This window comes from Pseudomonas vranovensis DSM 16006 (assembly GCF_000425805.1).
GTDB classification, from domain to species: Bacteria; Pseudomonadota; Gammaproteobacteria; order Pseudomonadales; family Pseudomonadaceae; genus Aquipseudomonas; species Aquipseudomonas vranovensis.
This window is the reverse complement of record NZ_KE384455.1, coordinates 288,868-310,926: the sequence shown is the minus strand read 5'-3', so window position 1 is coordinate 310,926 and position 22,059 is coordinate 288,868. Positions and strand designations below refer to the sequence as shown.

Genomic DNA, 22,059 nt, shown 5'->3' with positions numbered 1-22,059 from the left:
ATTCCTGAGCGCGGCGCTCAGGTGTGGTCAGGCGCCACGTGCAACGGTTGTTTGGACGGTTCGGGTTGATGATTCGCCAATTGGCGGCCAAAGCGGGCGTATACCGCAGGCAGCACGAACAGCGTGAACAGCGTGCCGACCATCAAGCCGGCTACCAGCACTACGGCGATCGAGCGCTGGCTACCGGCGCCGGCGCCGCTTGCGAACAACAAGGGGAGCAGCCCGCCAATCATGGCGGCAGTGGTCATGAGAATGGGCCGGATACGGGTGCGAGCGGCGGCCCTCACCGCTTGCACCCTGTCCAGGTGTTGGTTGCGTTGCGCGGCATTGGCGAACTCCACAATCAGAATCCCGTGTTTGGCAATCAGGCCAATCAGCGTCACCAGGCCGATCTGGGTGTAGATATTCAGCGTGGCCAGGCCGAAGAACATGGCGGTCAACGCGCCGCATGCCGCCAGCGGTACCGTGGTGAGGATCAGCAAAGGGTCGCGAACGCTTTCAAACTGGGCCGCCAGCACCAGGAAAATGAACGCCAGCGCAAATGCAAAGGTGATGGCAAAACCGCCTTGTTCCTGCAGGAACTGGCGTGATTCGCCAAGAAAATCATGTTGGTAGTCTGCTGGCAGCTTTGCCGCTTCTTGCTGCAGGAAGAGAATGGCTTGGCCCAGGGTGACGTCGGGAGCCGGGATCGCTACCAGGGTGGCGCTATTGAGCTGGTTGAACTGCGTCAGTGCGTTGGCCTCGACGCCGCGCTCCAGGCTGATCACCGTGGAGAGCGGCACTTGTCCGCCGCTTGCCGTACGGATGTAGTAGCTCTCGAGAAGCGCCGGCGTCAGGCGCTGGTCTCGCGGGGCCTGTGGAATGACGTCGTAGGAGCGACCCTGGGCGCCAAAGCGGTTGACGTAGGATTCGCCCACCAGGCGAGCAAAGGTGTCACCGATTTCCTTCATGTCCAGGCCCAGGTCGTGGGCTTTGGAGCGGTCGATGCGAACCAGTACGGTTGGATTGGTAAAGGTCAGGTCGGAATCAATGAAAGCAAACAGTCCGCTGTCGCGAGCGGCAGCCTTGAGCTTCTCCATGTTTTCATAGACCTGTTCGTGCTCTGAGGCGGAAGTCACCACCAGTTGCACAGGAAAGCCGCCCACCGAGCCGGGTAACGGGGCAGGCAGGAAGGCGGACCCTGCGATGCCTTCCACGGAGGCCAGTCTGGTCTGCAGCTCGGCCATGATGTGCTCTGCCGAGCGCTCGCGCTCCTCCCAAGGTTTGAGCATGACGCCTGCCCAACCCTTGTTCAGCGAGGCGCCGGTGCCTGCCACCATGTAGACGGTGCCGGTTTCGGGAATCGACAGTAGCGTCGCTTCGACGCGTTTGGCCTGTTGCTCCAGAAACTCCAGGTTGCTTGCTTGTGGCGCCTTCATGTCGACGACGATCTCGCCCTGGTCTTCGGCGGGCGCCAGCTCCGATTGCAGGCCATTGAACAGCACGGGCAGGCTCGCCATGGCGCCCAGTCCAATCACCAGTGCCAGGCGAACGTCCTTGAGTACCTTCCCCAGCGCGCGGTCGTAGGCGTTCACCATCCGGTTGGTGGTGGATTCGACTGCGCGGGCAAAGCGGCCGGGCGAATCGTGATGCAACATTCTGGCGGCCACCGTCGGCGAGACGGTGAGGGCGACGACGGCCGAAACCGCGACGGCAGCCGCCAGGGTAAAGGCGAATTCACTGAATAGGGCGCCGGTCAGGCCGCCGATCAACCCCAGTGGCGCATACACGGCGATCAGGGTGGCTGCCATGGTCAGGACGGGGCCGGCGATTTCTCGAGCGCCGTTCCTGGCCGCCTCGAAAGAGGACTCACCTTCTTCCATGCGCCTGTGAACGTTCTCCACCACGACAATCGCGTCGTCGACCACCAGGCCAATCGCCAGGACCATGGCCAGTAGCGTGAGCAAGTTGAGGCTGAACCCCAGGGCCAGCATGATGGCGGCGGCGCCCAGCAGCGACAGGGGTATGCTCAGCACAGGTACGGCGACTGCGCGCATGGAGCCCAGGAACAGGAAGATCACCAGTACGACCTCAAGGCCGGCGATCACGAACTTGACCAGCACGTTGTCGATCGCCGCATCAATGAACACCGTGACATCGTAAGGGATCGCCATTTTCACCCCGGCGGGCAGGTTCAGCGTGTCGAGCACCTGCCTGGCCTGGCGTGAGATGGTCAGTGGGTTGCCCCCTGGCGTGGCCATGACCTCAAGGTAGACCGCTGCTTCGCCGTTCATGCCGGTGATCTGGTCACGGCTTTGTGTGCCGATCTCGACAGTGGCGATATCGTCTAGTCGAACCAGGTTCTCGCCCTTCTTCACCACCAGCCGCTTGAAGCCTTCGACGCTATCGAGGTGGGTGTCGATGCGCACATTGGCAACCACCAGGGCGCCTTTGATCTGGCCGGGCGCGGCCTGGTAGTTGTTCTGCTCGATGGCCCGGTCGACGTCGGCGGTGGTAATGCCGTGGGCAGCCATGCGCAGCGGGTCGAGCCAGATGCGCATCGACAGATTCTGCCCGCCCAGAACGTTGACGGCGGCTACGCCTTCGACCGTGGTCAACATGGGGCGGGCCACACGCATCAGGTAGTCGGTGATGCCCGTCAGGGGTTCGCCTTCGCCAGGGCTGAAACCGGCATAAATGACACCGATCGCTCCGGGTGCCTGGCGTACCACCACAGGGTCGTAGGCTTCCTCCGGAAGCAGATATCGCACCTCGTTGACCTTGGCCAGTACTTCGGTCAGGGCTGCATCGGAGTTGGCGTTCAGGTGCAGGTAGGCGGTGATTGTGCTCAATCCCTGTTCAGAGGATGAGCTCAGATATTCCACACCTTGGGTGGTGGCGACCGCTTGAGCCAGCGTGGTGGTCACAAAGCCCTGCATCAGTTCGGCTGGTGCGCCGGGGTATTCGGTGGTCACGGTGATCACGGCGCTTTCGATCTTCGGATACTGGCGCAAGGGCAAATCCATCAGTGCGCGAATGCCCACCAGAATGATCAGCAGGGCAAACGCCAGCGTCAGCACAGGTCGGCGAATGAACAGGTCGGTGAAAGCCATGTCGGTCTATTCCTTTTGGCCGGTAGGGGACCCGACAACCTCGGCTCCAGGCGTGAGAGCCTCAGGTGGGTGTGGTGCAACCAGTGCGCCGTCCTGCAAGTTGATCTGGCCGGCGACCACTACCAGGTCTCCTTCTTCGAGCGAGTCGCCCAGCACTTGTGTGCGGATGTCGGAGTGGGCGCCTGTGCGTACGGGAATGAGGTGCGCGCGCAGGGCGCCGTCGGTTTCGCGCAGGGCATAGACACGCTCGCCAGATAACGAAGTTTCCAACGCCACGGTGGGGATGGTGGTAACGGCGGGGCCGGGGCTGAGCTCAAGCGCCACGTGGGCAAATTTTCCCGGCCACAACGCGTTTTGCGCGTCATTGCGCAGGGTGGCGCGCACACGTATGGCGTGGTTTTCCTTGTCCACCTGCGGGTCGATCGCAGAGACCTGGCCACGGAGCGTGGTGTCGCTTTCATCGTTGCTCTTGATCTGGACGTGCAGGCCTGTCTTGAGCGCTGCACGATGCCGTTCGGGCACGGTGAAGTCGATGTGCAGGACACGATTGTCGGTCAGTGTGGCAATCGGCGTGCCGGCTTCCACGTACTGCCCCAGGTTGATTCGCCGCAGGCCAAGCTCGCCGGCAAATGGCGCGCGTACCAGGCGCAGGGATATCTCTTCTTGCGATTGTTCAACCAGTGCCCGGGCTTCGTCATGGGCTGCAATGTGCTGCTCGTATTCGGCGCTGGACAGGGTCTGGCCGTGCAGGCGCCGGGCGCGTTCAAGGTGCGTTCCGGCGAGGCGCAGTGCAATACGGCGACGCTCCAGGTCGCTGCGCAGCGGGCCGTCGTTCAGTTGCACCAGCGGTGTGCCGGCGGCGATGGTCTGGCCACTGGTGAAGTGAATATGGGTGATGCGCCCGGCTACCTCGGCGGCGACCAGCACCTGCTGATCGGCAACCACTGTGCCGATGGCATTGAGTGTGGTGGGCAGCACCTCGCTGCGAACTGCAGCTACCTGCACGGGGACAGGACCTGCTTCGCCGATCGCCAGTGCGGCCTGGGTGGCGGCTTGCTTGCGGTGGCTGTCGTAAAGGTAAAGCCCGCCAATCGAGCAGAGCAGGGCGAGGGTCGTCAGGGTCAGTGGCTTGGAGAGCGTGTGATTCATGATTGGCCCCGCGCCGCAGGCTTGTGCCATGAGAGAGGCTGAATCGAGCGCAAGGTGTGCAGGTGTTGAGGGCGTGCGTGTGCAGCGCAGGTTGCAGGCATGATTATCCCCGGCAGAAAGGTGAGAATTACTAAAGTCAAACAGGCTGTGTGGCCTGGATGGTATTTAGCTTTCTGCTTGAGGAGAAACGATAATAACTGGAGCTAGAAGTTAGCTTTTCTAAACTATGTGGGCCGTCGATGCAGCGCCTGTTGATTGCGCGGAGCTCAGCCAAAAAAATACCCGCTGCACAAGCGTGCAGCGGGTCAAATCGGCCTCAGCCGCTTCAGTGTCTTTTTTACAGGTGCAGGGCGTGGCCCAGTGCTCGCAATGCGGCTTCCTGCACCGCCTCGCCGAGGGTCGGGTGGGCATGGATGGTGCCGGCCACATCCTCAAGGCGTGCGCCCATTTCCAGTGACTGGGCAAATGCCGTGGACAGCTCCGAGACGCCTACGCCGACGGCTTGCCACCCCAGGATCAGGTGATTGTCGCGACGGGCGACCACCCGCACGAAACCGCTTTTGGATTCCAGTGTCATGGCCCGGCCGTTGGCGGCGAACGGGAACTGCGCAACGATGCAGTCCAGGCCATCCTGCTCGGCGTTCTCCGGCGTCTTGCCGACCACCACCAGCTCCGGATCGGTGAAGCACACGGCGGCAATGGCGCTGGGCTCGAAGCGGCGGGTCTTGCCGGCAATGATCTCGGCGACCATTTCGCCCTGGGCCATGGCCCGGTGGGCGAGCATCGGTTCACCGCTCAGGTCGCCGATGGCCCAGACGTTGCGCATGCTGGTCTGGCAGCGCTCGTCGATGGCCACCGCCGCGCCGTTCATCTTCAGGTCCAGACATTCCAGGTTGAAGCCCTGGATGCGTGGCTTGCGACCCACCGCCACCAGCACCTGGTCGGTGTCCAGTTGTAGCAGTTCACCGGCCGGGTCGCGTACCTGCAGGTGCTGCTTGTCGGCATCGAACCCTTCAACGCTGTGCTTGAGGTAGAGCGTGATGCCGAGCTTCTTGATCGACTCGGCCACCGGTGCCGTCAGTTCGCTGTCGTAGGTTGGCAGGATCCGCTCGCGGGCCTCGACCACGCTGACCTCGACGCCGAGCTTGCGGTAGGCGATGCCCAGCTCAAGGCCGATGTAACCACCCCCGACCACTGTCAGGTGCTTGGGCAGTGCCTTGGGCGCCAGGGCTTCGGTGGACGAGATGATCGCGCCACCCAGGGGCAACATCGGCAGCTCGACACTGCTGGAGCCGGTAGCCAGCAACAGATGCTCGCACTGGATGCGCTGGCCATCGACTTCGACGTTCTTGCCGTCGAGAATTTTCGCCCAGCCGTGGATCACCTTGACCCCATGCTTTTTCAGCAAGGCGGCGACGCCGCTGGTCAGGCGATCGACGATGCCGTCTTTCCAGGCCACGCTCTGGCCGATGTCCAGGCTCGGTGGCGACACTTTGATGCCCAGGCTCGACTGCTGGCTGTGATGGCGAGTTTGATGAAACTGCTCGGCCACATGAATCAGTGCCTTGGACGGAATGCAGCCGATGTTCAGGCAGGTGCCACCCAGGGCCTGACCCTCGACCAGTACGGTCGGGATGCCCAGTTGACCGGCACGGATGGCTGCGACATAACCGCCAGGGCCGCCACCGATGATCAGCAGGGTAGTGTTTTGAGTCTGCTGCATGGTCACTCCACAAACAGGCTGGCGGGTTGTTCGAGCAGGCCGCGGATGGCCTGGATGAAGAGCGCCGCATCCATGCCATCGACCACGCGATGATCAAAGGACGAGGACAGGTTCATCATCTTGCGGATCACGATCTGGCCGTTGATCACCATCGGCCGTTCGACCATGCGGTTGACCCCGACAATAGCGACCTCCGGCGTGTTGACTACCGGCGTCGAGACGATGCCGCCCAGGGCACCGAGGCTGGTCAGGGTAATGGTCGAGCCCGTCAGTTCTTCACGGCTGGCCTTGTTGCTGCGGGCGGCATTGGCCAGGCGCACGATTTCGCTTGCGTTGCTCCACAGGCTACCGGCCTCGGCGTGACGCACCACCGGCACCATCAGGCCGTTGTCGCCCTGGGTGGCAATGCCGACATGCACCGCGCCGTGGCGGGTGATGACCTGGGCTTCGTCGTCGTAGGTAGCGTTGATCTGCGGGAACTCACGCAATGCCACAACCATGGCGCGCACCAGGAACGGCAGCAGGGTCAGCTTGCCGCGGCTGTCACCCCACTTCTTGTTCAGGTGCAGGCGCAGCTCTTCCAGCGCGGTGACGTCGATCTCTTCGACATAGCTGAAGTGCGCCACGCGACGCTTGGCATCCTGCATGCGCTGGGCAATCTTGCGGCGCAGGCCGATCACCGGGATCTGCTCGCTGTCGCTGCGCTTGGCGTAGCCAGAGGCACTTTGGGTGTGGGTGGTCGGCTGGGTGAGGAAGGCATCCAGGTCTTCATGCAGGATGCGCCCGGCCGGGCCGCTGCCCTGTACGTAACGCAACTCGATGCCTGCATCCAGGGCGCGCTTGCGCACGGCCGGGGAGGCCAGGGGGCGCTCGCCGGCATCGCGCGGGACGATGGTGGCGGGTTGGTGGTTGGTGAGGGCGGGTGCCGCTGCCGCTGCAGGGGCGGGTTTGGCGGGCGCTTCTTCGCGGGGCAAGTCGAGACGTTGCACCGCCGCTCCCACAGGCGTTGGAGTGGGGGGCGGGGTGGAGGGCTCGCTGTGGTTGCCGGAGCCTTCGACTTCGATGCGGATCAGTTCGCTGCCCACGGCCATGACTTCGCCGGGCTGGCCACCCAGGGCCAGCACCTTGCCGCTGACTGGCGAAGGGATTTCCACGGTGGCCTTGTCGGTCATGACGTCAGCCACGACCTGGTCTTCAGTGACGGTATCGCCGACTTTGACGAACCACTCCACCAGTTCAACTTGTGCGATGCCTTCACCGATATCCGGCATCTTGATGACGTGCGTGCCCATTCAGACCTCCATGACCCGTTTCAATGCCGCGCCCACTCGCGAGGGGCCGGGGAAGTACGCCCATTCCTGCGCGTGCGGGTAGGGGGTATCCCAGCCGGTTACGCGCTCGATCGGCGCTTCGAGGTGATGGAAGCAGTGTTCCTGGACCAGCGAGATCAGCTCGGCGCCAAAACCGCAGGTACGGGTGGCTTCGTGAACCACTACGCAACGACCGGTCTTTTTCACCGAGTTGACGATGGTTTCCAGGTCCAGTGGCCACAGGCTGCGCAGGTCGATGACTTCGGCATCGACGCCGGTCTCTTCGGCGGCGACCTGGGACACGTATACGGTGGTGCCGTAGGTCAGCACGGTCACGTCATTGCCCGGGCGGGTGATGGCGGCCTTGTCCAGCGGCACGGTGTAGTAGCCGTCGGGTACGGCGCTGGCCGGGTGTTTCGACCACGGCGTTACCGGGCGGTCGTGGTGGCCGTCGAACGGGCCGTTGTACAGGCGCTTGGGCTCCAGGAAGATCACCGGGTCGTCGTTTTCGATCGAGGCGATCAGCAGGCCTTTGGCGTCGTAGGGGTTCGATGGCATCACGGTGCGCAGCCCGCACACCTGGGTGAACATCGCCTCCGGGCTCTGGCTGTGGGTCTGGCCGCCGTAGATGCCGCCGCCGCATGGCATGCGCAGGGTCAGCGGGGCCACGAACTCGCCGGCCGAGCGATAGCGCAGGCGGGCCATCTCGGAAACGATCTGGTCGGAGGCCGGGTAGAAGTAGTCGGCGAACTGGATCTCGACCACCGGACGCAGGCCGTAGGCACCCATGCCCACGGCGGTGCCGACGATGCCGCTTTCGGAGATCGGCGCGTCGAACACGCGCGACTTGCCGTACTTGGTCTGCAGGCCTTCGGTGCAGCGGAACACGCCGCCGAAATAGCCCACATCCTGGCCGTAGACGACCACGTTGTCATCGCGCTCAAGCATGATGTCCATGGCCGAGCGCAGGGCCTGGATCATGGTCATGGTGGTAGTCGCCATGGCGGTGTCCAACTGTATTGAAGTGTTGTGATCGTTCATGTCAGATCCCCAGTTCCTGGCGCTGCCGGCGCAGGTGCTCCGGCATCTCCTTGTAGACGTCCTCGAACATGGAGGCCGGGCTCGGCATCTGGCCACCGGCCAGGGTGCCGTACTGCTCGGCTTCTTTCTGCGCCTTGATGATCTCGGCCTCGAGCTCGGCGGTGACCGCCTGGTGCTCTTCTTCGGACCAATGACCGATGGCGATCAGGTGCTGTTTGAGGCGGGCGATCGGGTCGCCCAGGGGGAAGTGGCTCCAGTCGTCGGCAGGGCGGTACTTGGACGGATCGTCCGACGTCGAGTGCGGGCCGGCACGGTAGGTGACCCACTCGATAAGGCTCGGGCCCAGGCCGCGACGAGCGCGTTCGGCGGCCCAGCGCGAGGCGGCGTAGACGGCGATGAAGTCGTTGCCGTCGACCCGCAGCGAGGCGATACCGCACCCCACGCCACGACCGGCGAAAGTGGTCGACTCGCCTCCGGCAATGGCCTGGAAGGTGGAGATCGCCCATTGGTTGTTGACCACGTTGAGGATCACCGGCGCGCGGTACACGTGGGCGAAAGTCAGGGCGGTGTGGAAGTCGGACTCGGCAGTGGCGCCATCGCCGATCCAGGCCGAGGCAATTTTGGTGTCGCCCTTGATGGCCGAAGCCATGGCCCAGCCAACGGCCTGGACGAACTGGGTCGCCAGGTTGCCGCTGATGGTGAAGAAACCGGCTTCGCGCACCGAGTACATGATCGGCAGCTGGCGGCCCTTGAGCGGATCGCGCTCGTTGGACAGTAACTGGCAGATCATCTCGACCAGCGATACATCGCGGGCCATCAGGATGCTTTGCTGGCGGTAGGTGGGGAAACACATGTCGGTGCGGTTCAGGGCTATGGCCTGGCCGCTGCCGATGGCTTCTTCACCCAGGCTCTGCATATAGAAGGACATCTTCTTCTGCCGCTGGGCCACCACCATGCGGCTGTCGAACAGCCGGGTCTTGAGCATGGTGCGCATGCCCTGGCGCAGGATCTCGGGGCTGATGTCCTCGGCCCATGGGCCCAGGGCATTGCCTTTTTCGTCCAGCACCCGGATCAGGCTGTAGGCGATATCAGCGGTATCGGCAGCTTCTACATCGACGGGAGGTTTACGGACCTTACCGGCATCGTTCAGACGCAGGTAGGAAAAATCAGTCTGGCAGCCTGGCCGGCCGGTGGGCTCGGGCACATGCAGACGCAGGGGGGCGTACTCGTTCATGCTTTTTTACGCTCGCTCTGTCTTGTGTTTTTGTTGAGCTTTGAAGCGGTCGCTGCTGAATCCCTGGCTTGTGACTAGGGAGTCAGCCTTGTCCTACATGATATTCGGGCGCCTGAAGAATATTTCTCTCAAGTTCGTTGCCTTTGTTCTGGCTTGAGGATAAACATTCCTTACAAAGACAAAAAACAGGTGAAATTCTCTCATGCGCAAACTGGATCGTACGGATATCGGCATTCTCAACAGCCTCCAGGAAAACGCCCGGATCACCAACGCAGAGCTGGCGCGCTCGGTAAACCTGTCGCCCACACCTTGTTTCAATCGGGTCAAGGCCATGGAGGAGATGGGGGTGATCCGCCAGCAGGTGACCTTGCTGGCGCCGGAGGTGCTGGGGCTGGACGTCAATGTGTTCATCCATGTCAGCCTCGAAAAGCAGGTGGAGCAATCCCTGCATCGATTTGAAGAAGAAATTGCCGAGCGCCCGGAGGTCATGGAGTGCTACTTGATGACCGGCGACCCTGACTACTTGCTGCGTGTGTTGCTGCCGAGCATCCAGGCGCTGGAGCGGTTTCTCGATTACCTGACGCGCTTGCCGGGGGTGGCCAACATCCGTTCCAGCTTTGCCCTCAAGCAAGTGCGCTACAAGACGGCATTGCCGTTGCCGGCCAACGGCCTGACCTTGCCGCTGTGAACAGCCACAGGGCTTGTGTGCTCCCAGCAGGGCTGTAGAAAATTACGATCATATTCATCGGCGCTGCTTGAAATTTCGAACGCCCCGCGCCTATGTTGTAGCTGTCGCCGTTCCCGGCATGCGAAAACAAAAAGGATAGTGTCATGACGACCAGTGGCCAGCGTTCTCTCGCGGAGCGATTGACGGGCATTGATGAGATCGAGTGCGTCACGCCGGACCTCAACGGTGTGCCGCGCGGCAAGGTAATGACCGCTGAAGGGTTTCTCGAAGGCCGCCGTTTGCAGATGGCCCGTGGCGTGCTGTTGCAATGCATCATGGGCGGTTATCCACCGGCACGCTTCTACGGCAGTGATGATGGTGACCTGGCCCTGGTGGCCGATACCCAGCAGATCCACCGCCTGCCCTGGAGTGACGAACCCCGCGCGCTGGCCATCTGCGATGCCGTCGAGCTGAGCGGTGAAAGTTCTGGCCTGTCTTCTCGTGGGCTGCTCAAGGCAGTGATCGCCCGCTATGCCGCCCGTGGCCTGGCGCCGGTGGTGGCCACCGAGCTCGAGTTCTTCGTGTTCGCACCCAACAGCGACCCTTCCCAGCCGTTCCTGCCGCCACTGGGCAAGGATGGTCGCCGTGAAGAGGGATACTCGGCCTTCAGCGTCAGCTCCAACAATGGCCTGCGTCCGTTCTTCAATGAAGTCTACCGCTGCATGGAGGCGCTGGGCCTGCCACGCGATACTTTCATGCACGAGATGGGGGTCAGCCAGTTCGAAATCAACCTGCTGCACGGTGATCCGCTGCTGCTGGCCGACCAGACGCTGCTGTTCAAACACCTGCTCAAGGAAGTGGCGCTCAAGCACGGCCTGACCGTGGTGTGCATGGCCAAGCCGCTGGCGCATACGCCGGGCAGTTCCATGCACATTCACCAGAGCCTGGTCGAGATCGAAAGTGGGCGTAATGTGTTCAGTGATGCCGAGGGCAAGCCGACCGCGACCTTCCATCATTTCATCGGTGGCTTGCAGGCATGCATGGCCGACTTCACCGCGTTGTTCGCACCCAACGTCAACTCCTATCAGCGCCTGTGCCACCCCTATGCTTCGCCCAACAATGCCTGCTGGTCCGAAGACAATCGCGCTGCCGGGTTGCGCATTCCGGCCAGCTCGCCGGTGGCGCGACGGGTCGAGAACCGTTTGCCCGGTGCCGACACCAACCCGTACCTGGCCATTGCCGCAAGCCTTGCCGCCGGCCTCCACGGCATCGAGCAGCAGTTGGAGCCGACGTCGCCGATCCAGGGCGAGTTCGAGGTGCCGGATCATTTGAGCCTGCCTTGTACCTTGCATGCCGCCCTCGAGCGTCTGAAGCGAAGCGAGCTTGCGCGGGAACTGTTCGGCAAGGAGTTCATCGAAGGCTACATCGCCACCAAGACCATGGAGCTGACCAGCTTCTTCGATGAAATCACCCCGTGGGAGCGACGCGTGCTGGCCGCGCAGGCATAGCCATCGCCGTGCGTTGAGTTGTGATCGAAAAGCAGGTGGTAGACGTTCCTGATCGGAAGGTCACCGCCTGTTTTTTTTATCCCTGGCGCCTACAGCGCCGGTATTTTCACTTATGCTTTCAAGCAGTTTTTCCACCTGTTCAAGGGGCCGTTAGGGACGCTGATGCGACAGATCTGGAAGTCTTTTCGCGCGCTGTATTTCGCTGCGCTGATGATGTTGATCGGCTCCGGCTTGTTGAGTACCTACCTGACCTTGAGGCTGGCTGCCGATCACGTCGACAGTCTGTGGGTGGGTGCCTTGATGGCGGCCAACTATTTCGGCCTGGCCCTGGGCGGCAAGATCGGCCACCGGTTGATTGCCCGGGTGGGGCACATTCGCGCGTACGCCACCTGTGCCGGGATCGTCGGTGCGGCGGTACTGGGCCACGGCCTGGTCAGCTGGTTGCCCGCCTGGTTGTTTTTGCGGGTGATCGTGGGCCTGGGCATGATGTGCCAATACATGGTCATTGAAAGCTGGCTCAACGAGCAGGCCGATGCCAAGCAGCGGGGCGCGGTGTTCAGCGGCTACATGATCTTCTCTTACCTGGGCCTGGTGCTGGGTCAGCTGATTCTGGTTGCGCATCCGCAATTGGGGCTCGAGCTGCTGATGCTGGTCGCCATGTGCTTTGCCTTGTGCCTGGTGCCTGTCGCGCTGACCCGGCGCATTCACCCGGCGCCGTTGCGCCCGGCGCCGATGGAGCCGCGGTTCTTTATCAAGCGGGTGCCGCAATCATTGAGTACCGTGCTCGGGTCCGGTCTGATCGTCGGCTCCTTCTATGGCCTGGCGCCGTTGTACGCCGCCAAGCAGGGGCTCAGTACCGAGCAGATCGGCCTGTACATGGGCTGCTGTATTTTTGCCGGCCTGCTGGTGCAATACCCGCTGGGTTGGTTGTCGGACCGTTATGACCGTGCCTTGTTGATTCGTTGTGTTGCCATCGGCCTGGTGGTGACTGCTTTGCCCTTGGCAATCATGCCGACGGTGCCGCTGGTGGTGTTGTTCGGTGCCGGTTTTGCCGTGTCCCTCCTGCAGTTCAGCCTGTACCCGTTGGCGGTGGCATTTTCCAACGACCATGTGGAAAGTGAGCGGCGGGTATCGCTGACCGCCATGCTGCTCGTGACCTACGGCGTGGGCGCCAGCATCGGGCCATTGGCGGCGGGTGTACTGATGAAGCTGTTCGGCACGCAGATGCTCTACGCGTTCTTTGTGTTCTTCGCGCTGGTGCTGGTGTGGCGGATTCGACCGAAGGCGGTCACCGGCTTGCATCAGGTCGACGATGCGCCGCTGCACCACGTGGCGATGCCGGCGGCAGGCTCGCCCTTGTCGGCAGCCCTTGACCCGCGGGTGGATGAACAGGTGGTACAGGATCAAATGCAGGCGCCGGTGGCGGCTGAAGATACCGAGGGGGAGGAAGGAGAGCCTGAGGCTCAGCCGGATAAAACGGTGTGATGCAATCGCGGGGCAAGCCCGCTCCTACGGATGGTAGGAGCGGGCTTGCCCCGCGATGGTTTACCGATCAGTAATCGTCTTTATCGAAGCGCCGCGCCTCACGCTGCAGCTGATAGACGAAGGTCTCGACCTTGCGCTGCATCGGCCCGTTCAGGTTGTGAAAGCGTACCCCGGCAAAGGTCGCGTTCAGGCGCTCTTCGAAGTGCAGGTGGCGCAGCTCCACCTCAACCTGCGACAGCCCCAGCGGCGCTCCCGTAGCAAATTTCTCGTACACCTGGCCCAGTTGCAGGCGCTCTTCGATGTTGCCGTCAAAGCGCAGCTTGCAGCCGGTCGCCGAGATATCCAGCAGCTTGCCCTTGAGTTCGCCCTTGCCCTTGAGCTTGTCGCCGTCGAGCTTGACATCGACCAGTTGTGACAACTTCAGCGCCGCACGGAAGGCATTGCGGCGCTGGTGATAGGCGACCTCGGTGGGCAGTGCGCCGCGGTAGCAGCGGTGGCCATCGACCTCGCTGATGGTCAGCGGGGTGTTGCACTCCCAGGCAATGCGCACGCCATCGTGAAAGCCTTCGACGCGGAAAGGCTCGTCATTCTCAAGAAAGCGTTCGCCGTCGCGGGGGATCATTTCATCAAAGGCCAGGCGATTGCCTTCGCGGTCGACTTCGACCACGTAGCTCTGAAAGCGCTGGCTGCGTTCGTGAAAGGTGATGATCAGCGGGTCATGGCTCTCTAGCAGCGACCGCAGGTTGGCGGCAATTTCCAAAGGGGTGGTGAGCACCTTCGGAGGCTGCGGAGCTTCAGCTTCATTGAACACGGGTAATCAATCTCCAGGCAAAAACGACACACGCAAGTTACGGCATTTTGCCAGTATGTTCCGTGCCTTGATACAGAGGAATCAAGCCTGGCTCAGAGCCCGTGGCTTGGCGAGGGGCGAGGTCGAGCCGCGGCTGTCGTAGAGCGTCGGTGATTCGCCGCCCATGAGGATCCTGATCTGGTTGGCCGTGGTCTTTTGCTGGATCTGGATCGACAGGCCATTGCGTTCGTTGATGGCCTGGCAGTCTGCAAGCAGCTTGCCCAACAGGTCCAGTCGCTGCAGCAGGGTTTCACCCAGGTGAGACTGGGCGGCCAGTTGCTCGACGCCCTGGCGGTCCTGGCTCAGGCCCAGGCTTGCGAGCAACTCACTACGCCGCCGGCCTTGCTGATCGAGCAGGATCACCAGCGACTGCTTGCGTGCCAGGAGGTTTTCCAGCAGTGGCATGTCGCGACCGTGCAGTGCAATCGCCTCGGTCTGCAACAATTCGAGCAGTTGTTGCGCTGGAGCAATGTCGTCTTCGATCAGTTTCAGCAGAGTAGTGTCGTGCATGGCTGGCTCTTGGGTTCTAGCGTCCTGAAGTCAGCGCGCCAGGGGCTAGCGCTGGGCTTCGAAATTAAGCAGTTTGCTGGCGACGCGGTTGCTGTCGACCTGGTAGCTGCCGTCGGCGATGGCCTTTTTCAACTCGGCCACCCGGGCGCTGTTGACAACAGGTTGTTCGCGCAGCTGTTCGCTGACCTTTTGCAACTGCTGGGCCTCGTGGCTCAGGTGTACGGTTTCCCCGCTGGCGCTGGCTTGGGCCGCCGTGTCGGCCTTGGCCGGGGCGGCATTGGCGGCGCTTTCCTGGCTGTTGCCAGTGCGCCCGGCGGTGCCAACCGACGGGGAGTTATTCAAACGACTGAAGTCGATGACCATGATCAGAAAACCTCTGGGTATTTGGACGCTTGCCTTGTTTTCGGCCAACCCGAAAAAAACTTTAGGCGCAATTGCAGGGCAACGTGCGCGGCAGGTTCTTGGCACCCAATGGGACACAGTTTAGGAAAAGCGGTTCCCGACCGCCAGGGTTGTTCACTGTTCATGGGCCTACATAGCAACTTCCACCTGGCCTGGGCCTGTGACCCTGGCCTTGACCACGCGTTTGGAATTGAGATTGCGCACCCGAATCTGCTCGCTCAGGCTGCCCTTGACCAGGGCCTCGCCCGGCATGCGCACGCTGAGGGTGCCGCTGCGGGCGGTGATGACCACCTGGTCGCCCTTGCGGATCACCTCGGCCTGTTCAAGGTGTTGAGGTGTCAGTACCTGATCCATGACCGTTGGTCGGATAACTTTCAAGCCGACCGCCTGGTCCAGGCTGGTCAGGAAACCCTGGTTGAGCAGCCCTACGTCGCGTTCGCGCAGGCCGACATCCTGTTCGCCGACAATGCTTTCGCGCTTGAGCGGCCGCGCCACTGTCACCACCTCGCGAAAAAGACGTACCTGAGCCGGCACGAACACCGTCCACGGGGAGCTGCCATTGCAGCGAACCCGCACGGTGACGCGCCCCAGCGGCTGCGCAGGGCTCTCCAGATTGGCGTCCAGTTGCTGGTCGCACAGCGGCATGCGCAAGCGTGGATCGAGGGTGTTGACCTGGATTTCGTAGCGGCCTTCGGTCTGGCTGCTGGCCAGATAATCTTCAACGGTGAACTCAAGAAACCCTTGGGTGACACCGATAAGCTGTTCAGGCAAGGTGAAAGCGTCAGCCAGGGTTCGTCCACCTGGCGCCACCAGGCACAGCACAGCAAGGATGCCGGGCAGGTGGCGGGTCAGGCGTCGGGAAAATGTCGTTTTCATGTTCATGAAATTCAAATAGCAAAGCGCGTGCCGATTGGGTACGAGGCTCGAAGCGTAGGGTGAAGGAGTCTGGCATGGCAGGTGTAATGGATTCGGTGAACCAGCGCACGCAGCTGGTGGGGCAGAATCGCCTTGAGCTGCTGCTGTTTCGACTGAATGGGGATCAGCTCTACGGGATCAACGTGTTCAAGGTGCGGGAGGTGCTGCAATGCCCACCCCTCACGGTACTGCCCAAGTCAAACCCGGTGGTGCGCGGCGTTGCCAATATCCGTGGGGCAACCATTCCGATCCTCGATCTGGCGATGGCGACCGGCATGCCCGGCCTGCGGGAAGAAACCAGCAAGAGCTTCGTGATCATCACGGAGTACAACACCAAGACCCAAGGCTTTCTGGTGCACTCGGTGGAGCGCATCGTCAACATGAACTGGGAAGAGATTCATCCGCCACCCAAGGGCACTGGTCGCGATCATTACCTGACCGCCGTGACGCGGGTCGACAACAAGATGGTCGAGATCATCGACGTGGAGAAGGTCCTTGCCGAAGTGGCGCCGACCTCCGAGGCGATCTCTGCGGGCGTGGTCGATGCCGAGGTGCAGGACAAGGCGGTGATGTTGCGGGTGCTGACGGTCGATGATTCATCGGTGGCGCGCAAGCAGGTCAGTCGTTGCCTGCAAACGGTGGGGGTCGAGGTGGTGGCGCTCAACGATGGTCGCCAGGCACTCGATTACCTGCGCAGGCTGGTGGATGAGGGCAAGCGTCCGGAAGAAGAGTTCCTGATGATGATCTCCGATATCGAGATGCCGGAAATGGACGGCTATACCCTGACCGCGGAGATCCGCAACGACCCGCGCATGCAAAAACTGCACATCATCCTGCATACTTCGCTTTCCGGGGTATTCAACCAGGCGATGGTCAAGAAGGTCGGGGCCGATGACTTTCTGGCCAAGTTCAAGCCCGACGACCTCGCTCAACGTGTCGTCGATCGCATCAAGGCTACGCACTAACGGCCAGGGCTTTGCCCCTGGCGGTTCACACGATTTAAGAGGCGGCATCATTGTCTACGGGTAATTTGGATTTCGAACAGTTCCGGGTCTTCCTGGAAAAAGCCTGTGGCATCCTGCTGGGCGAAAATAAGCAGTACCTGGTCTCCAGCCGTCTCAACAAGCTGATGGAGCAGCAGGGCATCAAGTCCCTGACCGAACTGGTGCAGCGCATTCAGAGCCAGCCGCGCAGTGGCTTGCGCGAGCAGGTGGTGGATGCCATGACCACCAACGAAACCCTGTGGTTTCGCGACACCTACCCGTTCGAAGTGCTCAAGAACAAAGTCCTGCCCGAGCAGATCAAGGCCAACCCCGGCCAGCGCCTGCGCATCTGGTCGGCGGCCTGCTCCTCGGGGCAGGAGCCGTACTCGATCTCCATGGCCATCGACGAGTTCGAGCGCAGCAACATTGGCCAGTTGAAGATGGGGGCGCAGATCGTGGCCACCGACTTGTCTGGAACCATGCTGAGCAACTGCAAGTCGGGCGAGTACGACAGCCTGGCGATTGCCCGTGGCTTGTCCCAGGAGCGGTTGCAGCGCTACTTCGACGTGAAGTCGCCGGGACGCTGGGCGGTGAAGGCGCCGATTCGCAGCCGTGTGGAGTTTCGCTCCTTCAACCTGCTCGACAGCTACGCAAGCCTGGGCAAGTTCGACATCGTGTTCTGTCGCAACGTGCTGATCTACTTCTCGGCCCAGGTCAAGAAAGACATCCTCTTGCGCATTCACAGCACCCTCAAGCCAGGCGGCTATCTGTTCCTGGGTGCGTCCGAAGCGCTGAACGGATTGCCGGAGCATTACCAGATGGTCCAGTGCAGCCCGGGGATCATCTACCAGGCCAAGTAACCTCGTGGGGGCAGCTGTCTTGCACAGGCTTGGCGGGCTTGCCCCGCGATAGCGATCCCACTGTCACGTCGCACTGCCGCCCCTACAGGCCGCCATCAAATTGCCGCTCCGGCGGAAAGCCTTTGCCGCTTTTCTGGCATTGCCGCTCTCAATACCCTCTCGAAACCCCGTATTTACGGGGTTTTGTTTTTTGGCATGGCTCTTGCTCTAGCTCTGCCAACGATCTATCCGGTCAACCTTCGAAGGTTTCCCCGACATGAGCATCAGCTTCGACAAAGCGCTCGGCATTCACGAAAAAGCACTGGGCTTTCGCGCCCAGCGTGCCGAAGTGCTGGCCAACAACATCGCCAACGCCGACACGCCCAACTACAAGGCGCGTGACCTGGACTTCGCCTCGGTGCTGGCCGCCGAAAGCCAGAAGGCCAAGAGCGGCCACTTTGCCCTGGACCGGACCAACAGCCGGCACATCGAGGCCGAAGGCCTGAGCATGGGTGACGAAACCCTGCAGTACCGCACGCCCATGCAGCCGTCGATCGACCAGAACACCGTCGACGCCCAGCTCGAACAATCGAGCTATGCCGAAAACGCCGTGGGCTTCCAGGCCAGCTTCACGCTGCTCAACAGTAAATTCAAAGGGCTGGTATCGGCCCTGCGCGGAGAGTAAGTCATGTCCCTCGCCAGTGTTTTCAACATTGCCGGTAGCGGCATGAGTGCCCAGACCACGCGTCTGAACACCGTCGCTTCGAACATCGCCAACGCCGAGACCGTGTCCTCGAGCATCGACCAGACCTACCGTGCTCGTCACCCGGTATTCGCCACCACCTTCCAGCAGGCCCAGGGCGGCGTCAGCCAGTCGCTGTTCCAGGATCAGGGCGAGGCCGGCCAGGGCGTGCAGGTGCTCGGTGTAGTCGAAGATCAGAGCAATCTCGAGGCGCGCTACGAGCCCAATCATCCGGCGGCGAACAAGGACGGTTACGTGTATTACCCGAACGTCAACGTGGTCGAGGAAATGGCCGACATGATCTCTGCCAGTCGCTCGTTCCAGACCAATGCCGAGTTGATGAACACGGCCAAGACCATGATGCAGAAAGTACTGACCCTGGGTCAGTGATAGGAGCATCAGCATGAGCACAACCGATTCGGTCAACAACGTCAGCAACTCGGTGCTGCAGTCCCTGCAAAAGCAGGAGGGCAGCGGCAACAGTAAAACCGGCACCGCCGGCAGCGCCCTGGGCAAGGATGCATTCCTGCAGCTGCTAGTCACCCAGATGAAGCACCAGAACCCGCTGGATCCACAGGAAAACGGCGAGTTCGTCGCCCAGTTGGCGCAGTTCAGCAGCCTGGAAGGTATCGAGTCGCTCAACAGCTCGGTCAGTACCATTGGTGGTGCCTTCCTGTCGTCCATTGCCCTGCAGGCTTCCTCGCTGGTCGGGCGCAATGTGATGGTGCAGACCGACAAGTCGGTCGTCGATACCAGCAAGGACATGAAAGGCTCGGTCAACCTGACCTCGTCCAGCACCGTGACCACCGTCGGCATCTACGACAGTGACGGTGAGCTGGTGCGCACACTCGACCTGGGCAGCCAGAAGGGCGGCCAGGTGGACTTCACCTGGGACGGCAAAGACAGCGACGGCGAAGTGGCACCTGCGGGTACATACACCTTCAAGGCCTCCGGCACCATCGAGGGCGTCGCCACCACCATGACCACCAACCTGCCGGCGTCGGTCAGCAGCGTGACCATGGGCAGCAACGGTTCGGAAATGATGTTGAACCTGGCCGGTCTTGGCAGCATCGCGCTGTCGAAAATTCAATCGATTGGAATCTAGGGCCGATAACGCGGCAGGAGTGAGCATATGTCTTTCAATATCGGCCTTAGCGGGCTTTATGCGGCAAACAAGGCCCTGGGCGTTACCGGCAACAACATCGCCAACGTTGCCACCACCGGCTTCAAATCGTCGCGCGCAGAATTCGCCGACCAGTACGCCTCGTCCATCCGGGGCACCAGTGGCAAGACCGCCATGGGTAGCGGCGTGACCACTGCGGCAATCTCGCAGATGTTCACCCAGGGCAACTTCACCGGTACCGGCCAGAGCCTGGACCTGGCCATCGACGGCAGCGGCTTCTTCGCCATGAACGACAACGGCTCGCGGATCTACACCCGTGCCGGTGCGTTCTACAGCGACAAAGAGGGTTACGTCGTCAACGCCCAGGGTGCCAACCTGCAGGGTTATGGCGTGGATGCCGACGGCAAGATCATTCCGGGCGCACTCGTCGACCTGAAGATCGACACCTCGAACCTGTCGCCCAACCCGACCGGCCGCATCAACGAGACCCTCAACCTGAACTCCAGCTCCACTGAGCCGAAGATCACCCCGTTCTCGCCGACCGAAGTGGGTAGCTACAACTACACCTTCAACACCGACGTATTCGACAGCCAGGGCAATGCGCACCAGCTGAACCAGTATTTCGTCAAGGATTCGGCCAGCAACTCCTGGACCATGTACACCACCGTCGATGGCCGCAATCCGGCCGACCCGTCGCAGGCCACGCCGCTGGTCAACAAGCTGCCGTTCAAGTCCGACGGTACCCTGGACACTGCAGCAATGGCCGCGGGCGCTGTTCCCGGTGGCCTGACCATCGCCGAGAACAAGACCTTCCAGCTCGATGGCTGGGTGCCGGCCGAGAAGAACGCCGCCGGCAACTGGGTTGCCAATGGCTCCGTTGCCAAGACCGGTGGCGTGACCCTGGATATGCTGGCGACCACCCAGTACAACGCTGCTTCCGCCACCTCGGCGAAAAGCCAGGATGGCTATGCCACTGGTGAGCTGGCGGGCCTGACCGTCGACCAGAGCGGCAACCTGTTTGCCAACTTCACCAACGGCCAGGACAAGGTGATCGGCCAGGTGGCAATGGCCAACTTTGCCAACGCCCAGGGCCTGACGCCGGTAGGTGGCACGGCGTGGAAAGAGTCCTACGGCTCTGGCGTTCCGGTGGTGGGTGAGCCGAACACCGGCACCCTGGGCAAGATCTATGGTGGCTCCCTGGAAGACTCCAACGTCGACCTGACCGGCGAGCTGGTCAACCTGATCAAGGCGCAGAGCAACTACCAGGCGAATGCCAAGACCATCTCCACCGAAAGCACCATCATGCAGACCATCATTCAGATGACCTGATAGCTGGGATGTAGCCGCAGCCTGGCGGTAGCGGCTACGAGGGGTGTCAGGCTGGGAGGTGGAATGAAACGCTGGACCCTGATAACGGCACTGATACTCGCCGTCACCGCACAAGCAGCCCCCGCCTCCTGGTATCAGTGGCAGAGCAAGGCCACCGGCCGCTACATGTGCGCGCAAATCGATCCCGGCGATGCCTGGGTTCGTCACTCCGGCCCTTACAACAACGCCGGTTGCCGCCCTCGGTAGAGCACCCTTGCCGCAGGCGGCAACAGATCGCCGACAAACTGACGGCGCATCGCCATGTATAACGTCAAAAGCCCCGGAATACGGGGCTTTTGTCATTCTGGTTCGATAATTGCTTTAACGCTTGCCAAGGTGGCAGCGCGGCAAGGTTTCGCGCAGAGGAGATCCTGTGGACAAGATGCTTTATGTGGCCATGACCGGCGCCAGCCAGAACGCGCTGGCGCAGAAGGCCCATGCCAACAACCTGGCGAACATTTCTACCAGCGGTTTTCAGCGTGACCTGGAGCAGGCGCGCTCGATGCCGGTGTTCGGTGACAGCTTTCCGGCGCGCGCCTATGCCATGACCGAGCGCCCGGCAACCGACTTCACCCCGGGCTCACTGCTGGAAACCGGCCGTGACCTGGACGTTGCCGTGGGTGGCGACGGCTGGATTGCCGTGCAGGCCCCCGATGGCAGCGAAGCCTACGTGCGCACCGCGAGCATGAACATCGATGCCCTGGGCGTGCTGCGTGCCGGCAACGGTATGCCGGTCATGGGCAATGGCGGGCCGATTGCCGTGCCGCCGGAGCAGAAGATCGAGGTCGGTGAAGACGGCACCATCAGCATTCGCGCCCTGGGCGAGGGGCCGCAGGTGATGGCCGAAGTCGACCGGATCAAGATGGTCAATCCCGACCTCAAGTCCATGACCAAGGGGCTGGACGGTCTGATCCACACCACCACTGGCCAGCCGGCGGCGGCCGATGCCAACGTCAAGCTGGTGTCGGGTTTCCTTGAGAACAGCAACGTCAACGCCGTCGAAGAAATGACGTCGGTGCTGGCCCTGTCTCGTCAATTCGAACTGCACATCAAAATGATGACCGCGGCCAAGGAAGGCGATGAAGCCATGGCTCGTGTTTTGCAAATCGGCTAATTAC

The 22,059-nt window shown here is 61.8% G+C and carries 21 protein-coding genes; 11 read left to right on the top strand and 10 right to left on the bottom strand.

The annotated features are described in order from the left end of the window. Window positions 1–17 precede the first annotated feature (17 nt). From H621_RS27480 to H621_RS0122450, 6 genes are all read right to left on the bottom strand, one after another. Window positions 18–3,092, bottom strand: a complete 3,075-nt coding sequence (locus H621_RS27480; protein ID WP_051270689.1) for an efflux RND transporter permease subunit — start codon at window positions 3,090–3,092, stop codon at window positions 18–20. A gap of 6 nt (window positions 3,093–3,098) precedes the next feature. After that, window positions 3,099–4,241 (bottom strand): efflux RND transporter periplasmic adaptor subunit, encoded by a 1,143-nt coding sequence (locus H621_RS27475; protein ID WP_167332136.1) that lies wholly within the window; start codon window positions 4,239–4,241, stop codon window positions 3,099–3,101. Window positions 4,242–4,578: 337 nt separating this feature from the next. Further along, the gene (lpdA, locus tag H621_RS0122465; protein ID WP_028945528.1) at window positions 4,579–5,964 is read right to left on the bottom strand and encodes a dihydrolipoyl dehydrogenase; all 1,386 of its coding nucleotides are present in this window, start codon (window positions 5,962–5,964) and stop codon (window positions 4,579–4,581) included. 2 nt (window positions 5,965–5,966) lie between these two features. Further along, window positions 5,967–7,256, bottom strand: coding sequence for a dihydrolipoamide acetyltransferase family protein (locus H621_RS0122460; protein WP_028945527.1), 1,290 nt, complete (start codon window positions 7,254–7,256; stop codon window positions 5,967–5,969). Beyond that, window positions 7,257–8,315: an alpha-ketoacid dehydrogenase subunit beta gene (locus H621_RS0122455; RefSeq protein WP_028945526.1), complete on the bottom strand. Its 1,059-nt coding sequence runs from the start codon at window positions 8,313–8,315 to the stop codon at window positions 7,257–7,259. Window position 8,316: 1 nt separating this feature from the next. Further along, entirely contained in the window at window positions 8,317–9,549 is a 1,233-nt protein-coding gene (locus H621_RS0122450) for a 3-methyl-2-oxobutanoate dehydrogenase (2-methylpropanoyl-transferring) subunit alpha (RefSeq protein ID WP_028945525.1), read from the bottom strand. Window positions 9,550–9,751: 202 nt separating this feature from the next. Here H621_RS0122450 and bkdR point away from each other — a divergent pair, with 202 nt between their 5' ends. From bkdR to H621_RS0122435, 3 genes are all read left to right on the top strand, one after another. After that, the gene (bkdR, locus tag H621_RS0122445) at window positions 9,752–10,237 is read left to right on the top strand and encodes a Bkd operon transcriptional regulator BkdR (RefSeq protein ID WP_028945524.1); all 486 of its coding nucleotides are present in this window, start codon (window positions 9,752–9,754) and stop codon (window positions 10,235–10,237) included. A 245-nt stretch (window positions 10,238–10,482) separates the two neighbouring features. Continuing rightward, window positions 10,483–11,724, top strand: coding sequence for a glutamine synthetase family protein (locus tag H621_RS0122440; RefSeq protein ID WP_209420961.1), 1,242 nt, complete (start codon window positions 10,483–10,485; stop codon window positions 11,722–11,724). A 162-nt stretch (window positions 11,725–11,886) separates the two neighbouring features. After that, window positions 11,887–13,209, top strand: coding sequence for an MFS transporter (locus H621_RS0122435; protein WP_028945522.1), 1,323 nt, complete (start codon window positions 11,887–11,889; stop codon window positions 13,207–13,209). A 67-nt stretch (window positions 13,210–13,276) separates the two neighbouring features. Here H621_RS0122435 and H621_RS0122430 read toward each other — a convergent pair whose 3' ends face one another. From H621_RS0122430 to flgA, 4 genes are all read right to left on the bottom strand, one after another. After that, window positions 13,277–14,020: a flagellar brake protein gene (locus tag H621_RS0122430; protein ID WP_028945521.1), complete on the bottom strand. Its 744-nt coding sequence runs from the start codon at window positions 14,018–14,020 to the stop codon at window positions 13,277–13,279. An 81-nt stretch (window positions 14,021–14,101) separates the two neighbouring features. Next, a complete protein-coding gene (locus H621_RS0122425; RefSeq protein ID WP_028945520.1) occupies window positions 14,102–14,569 on the bottom strand; it encodes a flagella synthesis protein FlgN in 468 nt (155 codons plus the stop codon). 45 nt (window positions 14,570–14,614) lie between these two features. Next, complete coding sequence (gene flgM, locus H621_RS0122420; protein WP_028945519.1) at window positions 14,615–14,932, bottom strand: flagellar biosynthesis anti-sigma factor FlgM; 318 nt, start codon at window positions 14,930–14,932, stop codon at window positions 14,615–14,617. A 168-nt stretch (window positions 14,933–15,100) separates the two neighbouring features. Continuing rightward, the gene (gene flgA / locus H621_RS0122415) at window positions 15,101–15,853 is read right to left on the bottom strand and encodes a flagellar basal body P-ring formation chaperone FlgA (protein WP_028945518.1); all 753 of its coding nucleotides are present in this window, start codon (window positions 15,851–15,853) and stop codon (window positions 15,101–15,103) included. Window positions 15,854–15,921: 68 nt separating this feature from the next. Between flgA and H621_RS0122410 the strand changes: the two genes are divergently transcribed. From H621_RS0122410 to H621_RS0122380, 8 genes are all read left to right on the top strand, one after another. Further along, on the top strand, window positions 15,922–16,851 hold the full coding sequence (locus tag H621_RS0122410) for a chemotaxis protein CheV (protein WP_028945517.1): 930 nt from the start codon (window positions 15,922–15,924) through the stop codon (window positions 16,849–16,851). A gap of 50 nt (window positions 16,852–16,901) precedes the next feature. Then, a complete protein-coding gene (gene cheR, locus H621_RS0122405) occupies window positions 16,902–17,729 on the top strand; it encodes a protein-glutamate O-methyltransferase CheR (RefSeq protein WP_028945516.1) in 828 nt (275 codons plus the stop codon). A gap of 256 nt (window positions 17,730–17,985) precedes the next feature. Further along, the gene (flgB, locus tag H621_RS0122400) at window positions 17,986–18,393 is read left to right on the top strand and encodes a flagellar basal body rod protein FlgB (protein WP_028945515.1); all 408 of its coding nucleotides are present in this window, start codon (window positions 17,986–17,988) and stop codon (window positions 18,391–18,393) included. A gap of 3 nt (window positions 18,394–18,396) precedes the next feature. After that, window positions 18,397–18,840, top strand: a complete 444-nt coding sequence (flgC, locus tag H621_RS0122395; RefSeq protein ID WP_028945514.1) for a flagellar basal body rod protein FlgC — start codon at window positions 18,397–18,399, stop codon at window positions 18,838–18,840. A 13-nt stretch (window positions 18,841–18,853) separates the two neighbouring features. Continuing rightward, window positions 18,854–19,555 carry a flagellar hook assembly protein FlgD gene (flgD, locus tag H621_RS0122390; protein ID WP_028945513.1) on the top strand — a complete coding sequence of 234 codons (702 nt, stop codon included), beginning with the start codon at window positions 18,854–18,856 and terminating at the stop codon, window positions 19,553–19,555. Between the two features lie 27 nt (window positions 19,556–19,582). Then, the gene (gene flgE, locus H621_RS0122385) at window positions 19,583–20,902 is read left to right on the top strand and encodes a flagellar hook protein FlgE (protein ID WP_028945512.1); all 1,320 of its coding nucleotides are present in this window, start codon (window positions 19,583–19,585) and stop codon (window positions 20,900–20,902) included. A gap of 63 nt (window positions 20,903–20,965) precedes the next feature. After that, a complete protein-coding gene (locus tag H621_RS28285) occupies window positions 20,966–21,148 on the top strand; it encodes a hypothetical protein (RefSeq protein ID WP_084168026.1) in 183 nt (60 codons plus the stop codon). A 166-nt stretch (window positions 21,149–21,314) separates the two neighbouring features. Continuing rightward, the gene (locus H621_RS0122380; RefSeq protein ID WP_028945511.1) at window positions 21,315–22,055 is read left to right on the top strand and encodes a flagellar basal body rod protein FlgF; all 741 of its coding nucleotides are present in this window, start codon (window positions 21,315–21,317) and stop codon (window positions 22,053–22,055) included. The last annotated feature ends 4 nt before the right edge of the window (window positions 22,056–22,059 follow it).

Bases quoted from the DNA above. Each gene is read 5' to 3' on its own strand.
- H621_RS0122440 (WP_209420961.1), top strand. From the start codon at position 10,483: ATGACCGCTGAAGGGTTTCTCGAAGGCCGCCGTTTGCAGATGGCCCGT.
- H621_RS0122450 (WP_028945525.1), bottom strand. From the start codon at position 9,549: ATGAACGAGTACGCCCCCCTGCGTCTGCATGTGCCCGAGCCCACCGGC.
- H621_RS0122435 (WP_028945522.1), top strand. From the start codon at position 11,887: ATGCGACAGATCTGGAAGTCTTTTCGCGCGCTGTATTTCGCTGCGCTG.
- H621_RS27480 (WP_051270689.1), bottom strand. From the start codon at position 3,092: ATGGCTTTCACCGACCTGTTCATTCGCCGACCTGTGCTGACGCTGGCG.
- H621_RS0122425 (WP_028945520.1), bottom strand. From the start codon at position 14,569: ATGCACGACACTACTCTGCTGAAACTGATCGAAGACGACATTGCTCCA.
- flgM (WP_028945519.1), bottom strand. From the start codon at position 14,932: ATGGTCATCGACTTCAGTCGTTTGAATAACTCCCCGTCGGTTGGCACC.
- H621_RS0122455 (WP_028945526.1), bottom strand. From the start codon at position 8,315: ATGAACGATCACAACACTTCAATACAGTTGGACACCGCCATGGCGACT.
- bkdR (WP_028945524.1), top strand. From the start codon at position 9,752: ATGCGCAAACTGGATCGTACGGATATCGGCATTCTCAACAGCCTCCAG.
- lpdA (WP_028945528.1), bottom strand. From the start codon at position 5,964: ATGCAGCAGACTCAAAACACTACCCTGCTGATCATCGGTGGCGGCCCT.
- H621_RS0122410 (WP_028945517.1), top strand. From the start codon at position 15,922: ATGGCAGGTGTAATGGATTCGGTGAACCAGCGCACGCAGCTGGTGGGG.
- H621_RS28285 (WP_084168026.1), top strand. From the start codon at position 20,966: ATGAAACGCTGGACCCTGATAACGGCACTGATACTCGCCGTCACCGCA.
- H621_RS27475 (WP_167332136.1), bottom strand. From the start codon at position 4,241: ATGAATCACACGCTCTCCAAGCCACTGACCCTGACGACCCTCGCCCTG.
- flgD (WP_028945513.1), top strand. From the start codon at position 18,854: ATGAGCACAACCGATTCGGTCAACAACGTCAGCAACTCGGTGCTGCAG.
- flgB (WP_028945515.1), top strand. From the start codon at position 17,986: ATGAGCATCAGCTTCGACAAAGCGCTCGGCATTCACGAAAAAGCACTG.
- flgA (WP_028945518.1), bottom strand. From the start codon at position 15,853: ATGAACATGAAAACGACATTTTCCCGACGCCTGACCCGCCACCTGCCC.
- flgE (WP_028945512.1), top strand. From the start codon at position 19,583: ATGTCTTTCAATATCGGCCTTAGCGGGCTTTATGCGGCAAACAAGGCC.
- H621_RS0122460 (WP_028945527.1), bottom strand. From the start codon at position 7,256: ATGGGCACGCACGTCATCAAGATGCCGGATATCGGTGAAGGCATCGCA.
- flgC (WP_028945514.1), top strand. From the start codon at position 18,397: ATGTCCCTCGCCAGTGTTTTCAACATTGCCGGTAGCGGCATGAGTGCC.